Origin of the sequence: Kitasatospora papulosa (genome assembly GCF_000717245.1) — a bacterium.
In the GTDB taxonomy this organism is placed as follows: Bacteria; Actinomycetota; Actinomycetes; order Streptomycetales; family Streptomycetaceae; genus Streptomyces; species Streptomyces papulosus.
In genome coordinates, this window is the sequence record NZ_JNYQ01000001.1 from 1,137,771 (window position 1) to 1,151,551 (window position 13,781).

At 73.3% G+C, this 13,781-nt stretch carries 13 protein-coding genes; 6 read left to right on the forward strand and 7 right to left on the reverse strand.

Features of this window, described 5'->3' with window-relative positions:
- Window positions 1-99 precede the first annotated feature (99 nt).
- Window positions 100-2,985: a DEAD/DEAH box helicase gene (locus tag IA22_RS0104995; protein ID WP_030122839.1), complete on the forward strand. Its 2,886-nt coding sequence runs from the start codon at window positions 100-102 to the stop codon at window positions 2,983-2,985.
- Window positions 2,982-4,259, forward strand: a complete 1,278-nt coding sequence (locus IA22_RS0105000) for an SWIM zinc finger family protein (protein ID WP_030122840.1) — start codon at window positions 2,982-2,984, stop codon at window positions 4,257-4,259. The genes IA22_RS0104995 and IA22_RS0105000 overlap by 4 nt, the downstream gene beginning before the upstream one ends.
- A 22-nt stretch (window positions 4,260-4,281) precedes the next feature.
- On the opposite strand, the gene IA22_RS0105005 is transcribed toward IA22_RS0105000, so the two are convergent.
- From IA22_RS0105005 to IA22_RS0105020, 4 genes are all read right to left on the reverse strand, one after another.
- On the reverse strand, window positions 4,282-4,926 hold the full coding sequence (locus tag IA22_RS0105005; protein ID WP_030122841.1) for a class I SAM-dependent methyltransferase: 645 nt from the start codon (window positions 4,924-4,926) through the stop codon (window positions 4,282-4,284).
- 87 nt (window positions 4,927-5,013) lie between these two features.
- Complete coding sequence (locus tag IA22_RS0105010) at window positions 5,014-6,126, reverse strand: ABC transporter substrate-binding protein (RefSeq protein WP_030122842.1); 1,113 nt, start codon at window positions 6,124-6,126, stop codon at window positions 5,014-5,016.
- A 39-nt stretch (window positions 6,127-6,165) separates the two neighbouring features.
- On the reverse strand, window positions 6,166-6,357 hold the full coding sequence (locus tag IA22_RS0105015; RefSeq protein WP_245229538.1) for a hypothetical protein: 192 nt from the start codon (window positions 6,355-6,357) through the stop codon (window positions 6,166-6,168).
- 23 nt (window positions 6,358-6,380) lie between these two features.
- Complete coding sequence (locus IA22_RS0105020) at window positions 6,381-7,592, reverse strand: pyridoxal phosphate-dependent aminotransferase (protein ID WP_014156858.1); 1,212 nt, start codon at window positions 7,590-7,592, stop codon at window positions 6,381-6,383.
- Window positions 7,593-7,660: 68 nt separating this feature from the next.
- Here IA22_RS0105020 and IA22_RS0105025 point away from each other — a divergent pair, with 68 nt between their 5' ends.
- From IA22_RS0105025 to IA22_RS0105035, 3 genes are all read left to right on the forward strand, one after another.
- Window positions 7,661-8,356, forward strand: a complete 696-nt coding sequence (locus IA22_RS0105025; protein ID WP_030122844.1) for a winged helix-turn-helix transcriptional regulator — start codon at window positions 7,661-7,663, stop codon at window positions 8,354-8,356.
- Window positions 8,357-8,420: 64 nt separating this feature from the next.
- Window positions 8,421-8,951 (forward strand): cupin domain-containing protein, encoded by a 531-nt coding sequence (locus IA22_RS0105030; RefSeq protein ID WP_030122845.1) that lies wholly within the window; start codon window positions 8,421-8,423, stop codon window positions 8,949-8,951.
- A gap of 147 nt (window positions 8,952-9,098) precedes the next feature.
- Entirely contained in the window at window positions 9,099-9,740 is a 642-nt protein-coding gene (locus tag IA22_RS0105035) for a nucleoside/nucleotide kinase family protein (RefSeq protein WP_030122846.1), read from the forward strand.
- A 114-nt stretch (window positions 9,741-9,854) separates the two neighbouring features.
- On the opposite strand, the gene IA22_RS0105040 is transcribed toward IA22_RS0105035, so the two are convergent.
- The 3 genes from IA22_RS0105040 to IA22_RS0105050 form a co-directional block, all read right to left on the reverse strand.
- A complete protein-coding gene (locus IA22_RS0105040; protein WP_030122847.1) occupies window positions 9,855-11,123 on the reverse strand; it encodes an MFS transporter in 1,269 nt (422 codons plus the stop codon).
- Window positions 11,124-11,223: 100 nt separating this feature from the next.
- Entirely contained in the window at window positions 11,224-11,769 is a 546-nt protein-coding gene (locus tag IA22_RS0105045; RefSeq protein ID WP_030122848.1) for a methylated-DNA--[protein]-cysteine S-methyltransferase, read from the reverse strand.
- A 49-nt stretch (window positions 11,770-11,818) separates the two neighbouring features.
- Window positions 11,819-12,691, reverse strand: coding sequence for a glycerophosphodiester phosphodiesterase (locus tag IA22_RS0105050; RefSeq protein WP_030122849.1), 873 nt, complete (start codon window positions 12,689-12,691; stop codon window positions 11,819-11,821).
- 214 nt (window positions 12,692-12,905) lie between these two features.
- On the opposite strand from IA22_RS0105050, the gene IA22_RS0105055 reads away from it, so the two are divergent.
- Complete coding sequence (locus IA22_RS0105055; protein WP_030122850.1) at window positions 12,906-13,778, forward strand: MHYT domain-containing protein; 873 nt, start codon at window positions 12,906-12,908, stop codon at window positions 13,776-13,778.
- The last annotated feature ends 3 nt before the right edge of the window (window positions 13,779-13,781 follow it).

A 13,781-nucleotide genomic window follows, 5' to 3' on the forward strand; every position in this document is an offset into this window, starting at 1 on the left:
CCTGGAGACACGGCCGGGGCGGGCGTTGTCACACCCCCCGCCTAGACTCACCGGGACAGGAGAGACGACACCGGATCGAGGCAGTGAGGGGCGGTGAGCATGACACGGCATACGCAGGACGTCACCGCCGAACGGCTGCTCCGGTGCGCCGCGGTCTTCCTGCCGGCGGCGCTTCCCCGGGACGGCCGCATAGCCTTCTGGGCCCCCGGCCCAGGGACGGGCGAGGACCTCGCCGGTCCCGACGTGGACACCGAGGCCTTCACCTTCACCGAGCTCACCGTCGTCGAGCGGCACGGCACGGACGGGGTCCGCACCCGCATCGTGCCCGCCGTCGCGCTTCCCGTCGCGGACGCGGTGCCCCTGCTCGCGCGGGCCCGGCACCGCGCGTCCGCCCACCCCGCCACCCGCGCGTGGGGCGCGGCCGCCCTGCACGCCCTCACGCTCGTCGCACGCGGCAGGATCTTGCCGGGGCTGACGTCCGACGGCCACGACGCCTGGCGGGCCGGACCGCGTGACGCGGAGGACATCGCCCATCTCAGGGCCGTCGCCGCCTCGATGCCGCCCGAGGGGCACGCCGTCCCGCTCGACGGCACACCCCTGCGCGTCCCCGAACCCCGCGCGCTGCTCGGCGCCTTCCTCGACGCCGTCGCCGACACCCTGCCCCGGACGCCCGCCGCGGCCCATGCCATGGGGGCGCCGTTCGCCGCCCGGGAGGCGCAGTATCTGCCGGAGGCCCGGGCCTGGGCCGTCGAGGTCGCAGCCGGCCTCGACGCGGGGGTGCGCGTCTCGCTCCGGCTCGATCTGTCGGCGTACGACCTGTTCGACGCGGCAGGGGCCCCGGGGGAGACGGCCGGCGACGACGGGGCGGCCACCACGCGCCATGCCGCCGCCGCGATCACCCAGGTGCACAGCCTGGCCGATCCGACGTACGTCACCGACGCGGCCACCCTGTGGAGCGGCGGCGCGGGCGAGCCCTTCGGGCCGCGCGCCCGGATCGACGCCGTGCTCGCGCTGCGCCGGGCGGCCCGTGTCTGGCCGCCGCTGGAGCGGCTGCTCGACCAGCCCGTCCCCGACGTGCTCGCCGTCACCGAGGACGAGCTGTACGAGCTGATCGGCCCCGCCGGAGCACGGCTCGCAGCCGCCGGGGTGGCTCTGCACTGGCCCCGGGAGCTCGCCCGCTCGCTCACCGCCGCCGCGGTCGTCCGGCCCGCGCCGGGCTCGGCGACCGACGGCACCTCCTTCTTCGACGCCGAGCAGCTCTTCGCGTTCGACTGGCAGCTCTCCCTCGGCGACGACCGGCTCACCGAGGCGGAGATGGACACCCTGGCCGAGGCGCACCGGCCGGTGGTGCGACTGCGCGACCAGTGGGTCGTCGTCGACCCCGCACTCGTCCGCAAGGCACGCAAGCGCGAGCTCGGCCTGCTCGACCCGGTGGACGCGCTCGCCGTGGCCCTCACCGGCAGCGCCGAGGTCGACGGCGAACAGGTCGAAGCCGTGCCGGCCGGAGCCCTCGCCGCGCTCCGTGAGCGGATCCTCGACGAGGACGCCACCCTCCCCGCCCCGCCCGGCCTCCACGCCACCCTCCGCGACTACCAGCTCCGCGGCCTCGCCTGGCTCGACCGGATGACCGCGCTCGGCCTCGGCGGCTGTCTCGCCGACGACATGGGCCTGGGCAAGACGATCACCGTCATCGCGCTCCATCTGCACCGCGCGCGGACCGAACCCACCCTGGTCGTCTGTCCCGCCTCCCTCCTCGGCAACTGGCACCGGGAGATCAACCGCTTCGCACCCGGTGTTCCCGTGCGCCGCTTCCACGGCACGGACCGCACCCTCGACGGCTCCGACGGCGGCTTCGTCCTCACGACCTACGGCACGATGCGTTCCGGAGCCGAGCAGCTCGCCGCGCACGGCTGGGGCCTCGTCGTCGCCGACGAGGCACAGCACGTCAAGAACCCGCACTCCTCGACGGCCAGGGCGCTGCGCACCATCCCCGCCCCCGCGCGCGTCGCCCTGACCGGCACCCCCGTGGAGAACAACCTCTCCGAGCTGTGGGCCCTGCTCGACTGGACCACCCCGGGCCTGCTCGGCCCGCTCAAGGCCTTCCGTTCCCGGCACGCCAGGATCGTCGAGAACACCGGCACCGCCGCCGGCCTGGGCAACGAGGAGGCGGTCGAGCGGCTCTCCCGGCTGGTGCGCCCCTTCCTGCTGCGCCGCAAGAAGTCCGACCCGGGCATCGCGCCCGAGCTTCCGCCCAAGACCGAGACCGACCACCCCGTCTTCCTCACCCGCGAACAGGCCACCCTCTACGAGGCGGCCGTCCGCGAGACGATGGCGTTCATCGAGCAGTCCGAGGGCATCGCACGGCGCGGACTGATCATGAAGCTGCTGGGCTCGCTCAAGCAGATCTGCAACCACCCGGCGCAGTATCTGAAGGAGGAGCCGACCCGGCTCACCGGCCGTTCGGGCAAGCTCGCCCTTCTCGACGAGCTGCTCGACACCATCCTGTCCGAGGACGGCTCCGTCCTGATCTTCACCCAGTACGTGTCGATGGCCCGTCTCCTCTCCGCCCACCTCGCCTCCCGGTCCATCCCCTCCCAACTGCTGCACGGCGGCACGCCGGTACCCGAGAGGGAACGGATGGTGGACGGTTTCCAGTCCGGCGAGGTCCCCGTCTTCCTGCTCTCCCTCAAGGCGGCCGGCACGGGCCTGAACCTCACCCGGGCCGCCCACGTCATCCACTACGACCGGTGGTGGAACCCGGCGGTCGAGGAGCAGGCCACCGACCGGGCGTACCGCATCGGCCAGACCCAGCCCGTGCAGGTGCACCGGCTGATCGCCGAAGGCACGGTCGAGGACCGGATCGGCGAACTGCTGCAGTCCAAGCGTGCCCTCGCGGACGCCGTGCTCGGCTCCGGCGAGGCCGCTCTGACCGAGCTCGACGACCGCGACCTCGCCGACCTCGTCTCCCTCCGGAGGACCTCATGAGCCCGAACGGCGGACCCGCCGCCCGTCCGGGCCCCGACGACCTGCGACGCACCTTCGAAGCCGTGCCCGCCCGCACCTCGGACGCCGACGGCCCCTTCGCCGAGAGCTGGTGGGGCAGGGCCTGGGTGGAGGCCCTGGAATCCCTGTCGATGGACGAGGCACGGCTCGCACGCGGCCGTGAGTACGCCGACGGGGGCCATGTCGCAGCGATCACCGTCACTCCCGGCCGGGTCATCGCCTACGTCCACGGCAGCCGTCCCCGCCCCTACCGCGCCGAGCTGCGCCTGCGTTCGTTCCCCGCGTCCGACTGGGACACCCTCCTGGACGCCGTCGCCGCCCGGCCGGGGCACCTGTCCGCGCTCCTCGACAAGGAGATGCCGCACTCCCTGGTCGACACGGCGGGCGAGGCCGGAATCCGGCTGCTGCCCGCCGCCGGTGACCTGGACCCGGACTGTTCGTGCCCCGACCGCGGCTGGCCCTGCAAGCACGTGGCGGCGCTCTGTTTCCAGACGGCGCGGCTCCTCGACAGCGACCCGTTCGTCCTGCTGCTGATGCGGGGCCGCGGTGAGCGCGAGCTCCTCGACGAGCTGGGCCGCCGCAACGCCGAGCACTCCGCCCGTGAGCGCCCCGAGACCCCCGCCATGCCGTCGGTCGCGGCCTCCGACGCGCTGGCCGACCGCTTCCTGCCGCCGCTGCCCGCGCCGCTGCCCGTGCCGCAGTATCCGGGGGAGCCGCCCTCCTACCCGGAACTGCCCGGCGCCCGCGACCCGCTCGGCCTCGACCACCTGGCCAGGGACGCGGCGGCCCGCGCGCACACGATGCTCACCACCGGCGAGGACCCGCTCGCCGGGCTCGGCACCTGGCAGGACGCCGTACGGATCGCCGCGTCCCGGCCCACCGCCGGACTCACCGCGACGACCCGGGCGCTCTACCGTGAGCTGGCCTTCGCCACCGGCCGCAGCACGACGGACCTGGCCCGGGCCGTCGCCGCGTGGCGGCAGGGCGGCGCGGAAGGGCTCGAGGTGCTCGAGACCGCCTGGGACCCGCCGGCCGGCCCGTTCGACCGGGCGCGGCCCGCCCTGGCCTCCGCCGACTTCCCGCGCTTCCAGCCCCGGCGCAACCGCCTGACCGACGCCACGGGAACCCTTCAGCTGCGCTTCGGCCACGACAACCGCTGGTACGGCTACGAATCCGACCCCGGCGAGGACGACTGGTGGCCCCGGGCCGCTCCCGACCCCGACCCGGTCGCCGCGCTCACCGCCCTGCGGGGCTGACGCCGCAGCCGCCGCCCGGCGGTCACGCGGCAGGACTCCCGGGGAGGCGGGCCAGCAGGTGCGCTTCGAGGAAGCCGCGCTCGGAGGCCGGATCGTGGACGAGCCGGGCGAACGGATCGAGCCCGGCCCCGGCCAGCAGGCCGGCGAACCGGTCCACCGGCCAGCTGTAGGCGGGGGCCACCTTGTGGTCGAAGAGGACGGGCTCCGGTGCGTCGGTCGCGAAGAACGACACCAGGAGCAGTCCGCCCGGCGCCAGGACCCGCACCTGTTCGGCGAGCAGTGCGGGGAGTTCCCCGGGAGGGGTGTGGATCATCGAGTAGTGGGACAGCACGCCGCCGAGGGAGCGGTCCTCGACAGGAAGCGACTCCATCCGCGCCTGCTCGAACCGCAGTGACGGATGGGCCCGCCGCGCGTGGCCGACCATACCCGCGGAGAGGTCGAACCCGGAGGGGTCCAGGCCCAGATCACGCAGCACGGCCGTCAGGTGCCCGGGACCGCAGCCGACATCGGCCGTCCGCCGGTTCTCCGTCCCGCGCACGAGTTCGGCGAAGGCGGTGAGCATGGCCCGCGCGAACGGCCGTGTCTCCAGCCGGTCGGCGAACATCGACGCGTACAGCTCGACGACCCCGTCGTAGGCCACCCGTGTCTCGTCCTGGTGTTCCGTCACGGCGAAGAAGCTAGCACCGGCGGCGTCCGCCGGACGAGCCTCACGCACAACGGGAAAACCGATCGCACGGCCCCGGGCAGGCCGGTCTCAGCCGGTGTGGAGGACCCGGAACCGGCCGGGATCGGACGGGTCCCGGTCGGCGACCTGTACCGGTGCCCAGGTCCACTGGCGGACACCGATGCCCGGTGTACGGGAGAACCTGATCAGGCCCCGGGTGCCTTCCACCGAGACGCCCGGCCAGGCCGCGGCGACGCGTGCCCGGTCCGCGCCGTGCGAACGCAGCACATGGGCGAGGACGGTGACGGTGTCGTAGCCTTCCAGGGCGACGAAGGACGGCGCTTCGCCCAGCCGCTCGCGGAGGTCCTTCTCCACCCGGGCGCCGAGCGGGCCGAGCCGCTCGGGCAGGTAGCGCAGGAACGGGATGGCGGCACCGTCGCAACCCAGCGAAGCCGCCCAGGAGCCGAACTCCGGCTGCCCGGCCGGAGCACCGATCAGGATCCCGGAGAGCCGCCGGTCGCCACGGACGGACCGGACGATCGACACGGCCGGTTCCGGACTGCCCACCAGGAGGAGAAGGGCCGTCGCACCGCTGCCGGCGAGCGCGTCGCACACCGCGTCCGGGGTGAGCGTGCGCGCGTCGAGTCCGACGACCGTGCCGCCGTGCGGGGCGAGGTGGTCCCGCAGGACGCCGGCCCCGGACGCCCAGTAGGCGCCCGGCTCGGTCGCCACGGCGATCCTGCGGTGGCCCGCGCCGAGGAGGAAGTCGGCGTACAGCCGCCAGCCGTGGGACTGCGCCGGGGCGATGCGAGCGATGCTTTCGGTCGGCTGTCCGGTGAGCGCGTCGAGAACGGCCGACGAGCAGAGGAACGGCACACCGAGGGCCTCCGCCCTGGTGGCGGCGGCGCGGGCGGCGACACTGTGGTATTCGCCGGCCAGCGCGCTCACGCCCAGAGCGGCCAGCTCGTCCACCACCGCCTCCGCCCTGTGCGGATCAGCCGCGGTGTCCCTGACCGTGAGTTCCAGCGGCCTGCCGTCGACACCGCCGGCCGCGTTGACCTCGTCGACGGCCATGTCGAGTCCGGCGAGCAGATGCCGGCCCGCGTCGGTCCAGCCGGGCGGGGTCAGCGGTACGAGAGCGCCGAGCCGCACGGGCGGTCCGTCCGGCCGTCCCGCTCCTGCCGGCGAGGGTTCGGTGTCCATGGGCTGTGGTCCTCCGGACTCGTAGGGTGGTGGTGCCCGTCAGCCGTTCCGCTCACCACCGGGGAGGGACACGCCCCGGCCGGCGAGGGACCGCTCGAAGACCGGCAGCGGAAGGTCCGCCGCGCGCGTCGTTGCCGTCGTCCCCGACGGGTTGTGGAGGTGGACGACCGCGTCGAGGCCGCCTTCCACGACGGCGCCCACCAGATCCGGGGAGGCGGACTGCGTGAGCACGGGAACGCCACAGGCCCCGCGAGTCACTGGCGGTATCCGTTCAGGAAGCGGCCGATACGGCTGATGGCGGCGTCCAGATCGTCGGCGTGCGGGAGGGTGAGGATGCGGAAGTGGTCCGGGCGCGGCCAGTTGAACCCGGTGCCCTGCACCACCTGGATCTTCTCCCGCAGCAGCAGGTCCAGCACGAAGCGTTCGTCGTCGACGATGGCGTGGACCTTCGGGTCGATGCGCGGGAAGGCGTACAGCGCGCCCTTGGGCTTCACGCACGACACCCCGGGAATCTCGTTGAGCCGCTCCCAGGCCCGGTCGCGCTGCTCGTGGAGCCTGCCTCCCGGGGCCACCAGGTCCCGGATCGACTGACGGCCGCCGAGGGCCGCCTGGATCGCGTACTGCGCCGGGGCGTTGGGGCACAGCCGCATGGAGGCGAGCATGGTGAGCCCCTCCAGATAGCTGCGGGCGTGCTGCCGCGGACCCGACACCACCATCCAGCCCGAACGGAATCCCGCGACGCGGTACGTCTTCGACAGACCGCTGAAGGTGAGGCAGAGGAGGTCGGGAGCCAGTACTGCCACGCTGTGGTGCTCGGCGTCGTCGTACAGGATCTGGTCGTAGATCTCGTCGGCGAACACCATGAGTCCGTGCCTGCGCGCCAGGTCGAGCATGCCGTCGAGGACGTCGCGGGAGTAGACCGCGCCCGTCGGGTTGTTCGGGTTGATGATGACCATGGCCCGGGTGCGGTCGGTGATCTTCGAGGCCATGTCGGCGAGGTCGGGGTTCCAGTCCGCGCCCTCGTCGCACGTGTAGTGCACGGCCTTCCCGCCCGCGAGCGTCGTGACGGCGGTCCACAGCGGATAGTCGGGGCTCGGGATCAGGATCTCGTCGCCGTCCTCCAGGAGTGCCTGGACGGCCATGGAGATCAGCTCGGAGACCCCGTTGCCGAGGAAGATGTCGTCCACGTCGACATCGGCCATCCCCATCGCCTGGTAGCGCTGCGCGACGGCGCGCCGGGCGGACAGGATGCCGCGCGAGTCGGTGTAGCCGTGCGCCTGGGGAAGCATCCGGATCATGTCCTGCACGATCTCCTCGGGCGCCTCGAAGCCGAAGAGCGCCGGATTGCCCGTGTTGAGGCGGAGCACGCTGTGCCCCGCCTCCTCCAGGGCGTTGGCCTGCTCGATGACCGGACCCCGGATCTCGTAACAGACCTCGTTGAGCTTGCTGGACTGCCGGAACTCCATGCGGTGCCTCCCCGACGTGAATTGCGATACTTGGTTTTACCAAGCTCGGGCTTGGAAAGTCCAACAACATGTCTAGACTGCGTCGCATGCCACGTCAGCAGCAGCCCGCACGCCCCGCCCGCCGCCGGAGCTACGACCAGTTCTGCGCCACCGCCCGTGCCCTCGACTCCGTCGGGGACCGGTGGACCCTGCTGATCGTCCGTGAACTGCTGGCCGGTCCGCGCCGGTACACGGATCTGCACGCCGATCTGCCCGGAGTCAGCACGGACGTGCTGGCCTCACGGCTCAGGGACATGGAGCAGGGCGGCCTGGCCGTGCGCCGCCGCCTGCCGCCCCCCGCGGCCGCCGCCGTCTACGAACTGACCGAGCACGGCCGCGGACTGCTCCCGGTGCTCACCGCGCTCGCCCGGTGGGGCGCCCCCGCGCTCGACGAACGCCGCCCGACGGACGCGGTCAGAGCGCACTGGTTCGCCCTCCCGCTGCTGCGCGCCCTGGACGGCCTCACCCACAGCGGAGTCGTCGAAGTCCGCCTGCCTGAAGGAGAGTTCCACCTCCGTATCGGCGCGGAGGCGCCGGGCGAGGTCTACGGATACGGCCCCGCCGACCGTCCCGACGCCTGCCTCGTACTGGACGCCGACGCCGTCCTGGCCGTCGGCCGCGGCGGGAGCACCCTCGTGGACGCGGTCGAGGGTGGCAGGGCAAAGGTGCTCGGCGAGGGCCCGCTCGCCGATGAACTCCGTGGCGGTCAATGCCCGCGCGCCTGAAGCCATATGACCAACTCGCCGGTAGCGTAAGCGTGTTCATCGGGCGGATGCTGAGGAGTCGGTCATGGGGTTCGACGGCGTTGTCGGTGCGAAGAGCGTGATCGGCGGGAAGAGCCGCGGCGGGGCCAAGAAGCGGGTGACCCTGCGCAAGGCCCTGCTCGTCGGCGTCGGCGTGGCCGCGCTCGGCCTCCTGCCGGTGGCGGCGGTCGCCACCCCGGGCAGCGGCGTGAGCGGCACGGTCCACGCCGAGGGCACTTCGGAGGGCAAGCTCAAGGTGAAGGCGCCGAAGGGCCGCACGGACGTGACCTTCCGGGAGATCACCGTGGCACCCGGCGGATCCACCGGGTGGCACACCCACAGCGGGCAGCTGATCGCCGTCGTCAAGTCCGGGACGCTGACCCGGACCCTCCACGACTGCTCGGTCGAGGTCACACCCGCGGGTACGTCGTTCATCGAACCGTCCGGGGCCGACCACCGGCACATCGGACGCAATCTGGGCACCGACCCCGTCGTGCTGTGGGTGACGTACCTGCTCCCGAAGGGCAGCCCGCTGTCCGACGACGCCGAGGCGGCGGACTGCCCGTCGGCGCGATAGGGGACTACCCGGCGGTGCGACAGGGACAGCCGGCGGGGCGACCCGCCGTACGCGCCGAGGTCCGCCACGGCCCGGCCGTCCCCGCCGCACCGCCGGCACCCGTGCATCCGGCCACCGGTCCGGTTGCGGCAGAGCGATGATGGACGGGTGCGATTCGAACCCATCACCTGGCCCCGGCTGGCCCGGACCCTCGCCGCCCACGCCGACGGACTCGAACCGGCCGACGAGGGGTCCTGGCTGAGGATCGGCGTCGACGGCGCACCCGCGGCCCGCCCCGAGGAGGCCGCCGCCCACCTCGCCGCCGCGCTGCGCGCCCGGGGGCGTCCGGTTCTCACGGTCTCCACGGCCGGCTTCCTGCGCCCGGCCAGCCTGCGCTACGAATACGGCAAGGAGGACCCCGACTCGTACGCCGACGGCTGGTTCGACACCGGGGCGCTGTGGCGCGAGGTGTTCCGCCCGCTCGAAGCGGGCGGCAGCGGACGGGTCCTGCCCGATCTCTGGAACCCCGACACGGACCGGGCGACCCGCAGCCCCTACCAGGTGCTGCCCGAGGGAGGGGTGCTGATCCTGCACGGGCCGCTGCTCCTCGGCCGGTGGTTCCCCTTCGACCTCACGGTCCATCTGAGCCTCACCCCCGGTGCGTTGCGGCGGCGTACCGAGGAGAGCGAGCGGTGGACACTGCCCGCCTTCGAGCGGTACGAGACGGAGACCGATCCGGCCGGCGCCTCGGACACGGTCGTACGCGCCGACGACCCGCACCGTCCCGCCTGGACGGGGCTGGGCGGCTAGGGCGGTTCTGCCGGCCGCGGTCCCGGGGTTCCGCGCACCGGGCGGCCCCCGAGCGTCACGACCGTCCCTGCGGCCCGCCGGTCCGCGTCCGCCCCCGCGCGTTCACCGCACTCCTCAGCCCGTGGCCGGACGTCCCGTCGCCCGGCGCAGCGCGAGTGCCGCCATCGGCAGGAGCAGGCAGGCGACGACGGCGTTGAGCCAGCCGTAGCCCAGCCGGGACACGATCACACCGGCCAGGGCGCCGCCGACGCCGGCCGCCGCGTTCATCGTGAGGTCGGACAAGCCCTGTGCGGCGGCCCGCGCCGCCTGCGGCACGGAGTCGGTGAGGAGGGCCGATCCGGCGACCAGCCCCGCCGACCAGCCGAGTCCCAGGACGAACAGCCCGGCGGCCGTCCGGGCGTGCCCGCCCCCCGACGTGCCGGCCAACAGGGCGGCGAAGCACAGCAGTCCGGCGGCCAGACCGATGACGGGGAGCCGTCCGGCCCGGTCGGCGAGCCGGCCCATGAGGGGGGAGAACGCGTACATGCCCGCGATGTGTCCGCTGATGACCAGGCCGATCAACTGGATGTCCGCGCCGTGGTGCCCCAGATGGACGGGGGTCATGACCATGACGGAGACCATCGCGGTGTGGGACACGGCGACGGTCACGAGCGCCAGCCGGGCCATCGGGGCCGCCCGCACCGCGGCGATGCCCGCCCGCAGCGACCGGTTCGCCGCGGTCTCCGTGCCCTCGGGGGCGAAGGCCCTGGCGGTCAGCAGCGGGTCGGGGCGCAGCAGCACGGCCACCAGGGACCCGGTGAGCAGGAAGATGACGAAGGCCCAGGCGAACGGGCCCGCGGTCTCGGGCACCACGGTGCCCCGGAACACCGCGCTCGCCGGGGCGGCGATGTTGGGGCCGAGCACCGAACCGATCGTGGTCGCCCAGATGACGTGGGAGATCGCCCGACCGCGCCGCTCGGGCTCCGCGAGGTCGGCCGCGGCGAACCGTGCCTGGAGGTTGGCCGACGAACCCGCGCCGAATCCGGCCATGCCGAGCAGCAGCAGGGGGAAGCTGCCCACGACCGAGGCGGTCACCACGAGGAGCGCTCCGAGCGCCCCGGTCAGATAGGCGAGGACGAGTCCGGGGCGCCGCCCCCGCGAGGTCATCAGGGCGGCCAGCGGCAGCGACAGCAGCGCGGTACCCGTCACGGACGCCGTGGGAGCCAGCCCCGACAGCGCCTCGGAACCGCTCACCTCGGCCGCCAGGACCGGTGCGAGGGCGATACCGACGGCCACGCCCAGGCCGCCGAGTATCTGACTGCCGATGAGCACGGCCGATGTCCGGCGCCGCAGGGCCGGCAGTTCGGCCGCCGTGATCCGGGATGAGGAGGAGGCTGTCGTCACCGCCGCAGTGTGCCAGCCCGTGCCTCCGGACGGCACCGGTCCGGCGCGGTGAATCGAGCAATACCGCAAGGGTGCGGCCTCCCGCACGGGCGGCCGGTGTTCAGAACAGCGGCTGCGGAAGTATCCCCTCGAGCGCCAGCAACTGCCGCTTCGTCTCCAGCCCGCCGCCGAACCCGCCGAGTCCTCCGCCGCTCTCCACCACCCGGTGGCACGGAACGACCACCGGCAGGGGGTTGGAGCCCATGGCCGCCCCCACGGCCTGGGCGGCGCCCGGTTGGCCGACCCGGGCCGCCAGGTCCCCGTACCCCACGATCGTGCCGTACGGCACGCCGGACGCCAGCTCGCGCAGCACCACACGGTGGAAACCGGAGCTCAGCGACCAGTCCAGGCCGAGCGAGAACTCCCGCAGCTCGCCGGCGAAGTACGCGGCGAGCTGTCGCACCGGCTCCGCCAGCAGCGCGGAGTCCGGTGCCTCCACGGGCTCCGCGCCCAGCCGTGCCCCCAGCAGACCGAGCGTCGCGTCCCGGACCGCCGGCCGGGCGTGGAAGCCCACGGTCACCAGGCCCCGGCGGGTCGCGGCGAGCAGCAGCGGGCCGATGCCGCTGGGTACGACGGACCACTCCACGACCTGCTCGTTGCTCTCCACGACACCCACGGTACGGCCGGGCACCGACAACGCCGGCCCGCCGGTCCGCTCAGCGGGTGGCCTCCCGCACGATGTCGGGGTTGTTGGTGATGATGCCGTCCACACCGAAGCCGGCCACCTGCGCCGCCTTCGCCGCGTCGTTCACCGTCCAGGTGTTCACCCGCAGAGGCTTGCCGTGAGCGCCCTTCAGCTTCTGGACCGCCGCGACGTAGTCGGCGCCGATCGTCGTGTACGACGGATTGATCTGGTCGGTGAACGCCGCGTACGACGGCAGCTCGGCCACGGCGGGGGTGCCGAGGAAGCCCGTCACGACGTCCGGACGCAGGGCGTGGACTTTCTTCACACTCTCTGCACCGAAGCTCTGGATGATCAGCTTGTGCTTGACGTGGGCGCGGTCGAGCCAGCCTTCCTCACGCAGGACGCGCAGGGTCTCCTTCTCGATGCCCGGGTAGATCTCCGGGCTCTTGATCTCCAGGAGCAGCTTCTGGTGATTGCGCTCGAGCCGGTGCAGGTACTGCGTCAGCGTGGGCACCCGGGCGCCCGCGAATCCGGCGCCGAACCAGCTGCCCGCGTCCAGCTTCGCGATCTCCGCGGCGGTGAAGTCCTTGACCGCCCAGGGGGCACGGCCGGGGAAGACCTCCTCGGCGTCGGTGGTCCTGCCTAGGGTGGTGTCGTGCACGACGACCAGCACGCCGTCCTTGGTGAGCTGCACGTCGTTCTCCACCCACGCGACACCCAGGTCGTCCGCCGCGTCCACGGCGGCCAGGGTGTTCTCCGGGGCGTAGGCGGACGCGCCCCGGTGGGCGTAGACGACCGGGCTGTCCTGGGTTCCCGTCGCCTGCGCCTGGGCGGCGGGCAGCAGGAAGCAGGTGCCGAGCAGGGCCGCTGCTGCACCGGAGGCGGTTGCTGTGCGTACGGACACGTGTACTCCTCGCGTCGTGATGCGGACAGGTCGAGACTCGCACCCGATCCCCAACGGCGGGGAGGGTGATGATGGCCATGTTGTGAACGGAATGTTGGGTACCGGATCCCCGGAGGGCCCGGAGGCGGATAAAATGCCGCTCTTATGTTTGCTTGCCGGGCCTTGCCCTTTAGGGTCACCCCGAACCCGGGCACACCGCGAAGGGCGTACCAGCATGCAGGGCACAGTTGACGGATTCACCTACGGCGCCGTGACCCCGGTCACGGCGTTCCTCATGGCCTGCCTCGGTGCCGCGCTCGGTCTCCGGTGCACCACGCGGTCCCTGCGCGCGAGAGGCGTCGCCAGGGCCGGATGGCTGGCTCTCGGCGCCACCTCCATCGGCTCCGGCATCTGGACGATGCACTTCATCGCGATGCTGGGCTTCAGCGTCAGGGAGGCACCGGTCAGCTACGACAGGCCCCTCACCTACGCCAGCCTCGCCGTGGGCGTCGGGATGGTCGGCATCGGCATCTTCCTCGTCGGCTACCGGGGCGCGACCCGCATGGCACTGGTCACCGGCGGGACGATCACCGGTCTCGGGGTCGCCTCCATGCACTACCTCGGTATGGCCGGAATGAACTTCGGAGGAGTGTTCGAGTACGACACGCTCACGGTCTCGCTCTCCGTCGTCATCGCCGTCGTGGCCGCGACCACCGCGCTGTGGGCGGCCGTGTCCGTCCACGGCTTCCTCCCCAGCCTCGGCGCCAGCGTCGCCATGGGCGTGGCGGTGAGCGGGATGCACTACACCGGGATGGCCGCGCTCCAGGTGCACCTGCACCCCGACGCCGCACCCGCGCCGCCCGGCGAGGCGCCCACCTCGCTGCTCCTGCCGATGATGATCGGACCGGGCTGCTTCCTGCTGCTCGCCGCCGTGGTCGTGATGATCGACCCCCTCGTGGTGTCGGGGGGACCCGAGGCGACGGGCCGGCGGCCGGGGCGGGCGCCGCTGCGCGGGGGGCCGGTCAGCCCGATCCCCGTCCAGCGCCGCCCCACCCCGCACTACGCGACCACGGCGCGCAAGGGCTCCCGGCCGCCGCGGAGCCGTTGATCC

Coding starts and splice junctions, on each gene's coding strand:
- IA22_RS0104995 (WP_030122839.1), top strand. CDS start 100: ATGACACGGCATACGCAGGACGTCACCGCCGAACGGCTGCTCCGGTGC.
- IA22_RS0105000 (WP_030122840.1), top strand. CDS start 2,982: ATGAGCCCGAACGGCGGACCCGCCGCCCGTCCGGGCCCCGACGACCTG.
- IA22_RS0105010 (WP_030122842.1), bottom strand. CDS start 6,126: ATGGACACCGAACCCTCGCCGGCAGGAGCGGGACGGCCGGACGGACCG.
- IA22_RS0105020 (WP_014156858.1), bottom strand. CDS start 7,592: ATGGAGTTCCGGCAGTCCAGCAAGCTCAACGAGGTCTGTTACGAGATC.
- IA22_RS0105025 (WP_030122844.1), top strand. CDS start 7,661: ATGTCTAGACTGCGTCGCATGCCACGTCAGCAGCAGCCCGCACGCCCC.
- IA22_RS0105030 (WP_030122845.1), top strand. CDS start 8,421: ATGGGGTTCGACGGCGTTGTCGGTGCGAAGAGCGTGATCGGCGGGAAG.
- IA22_RS0105055 (WP_030122850.1), top strand. CDS start 12,906: ATGCAGGGCACAGTTGACGGATTCACCTACGGCGCCGTGACCCCGGTC.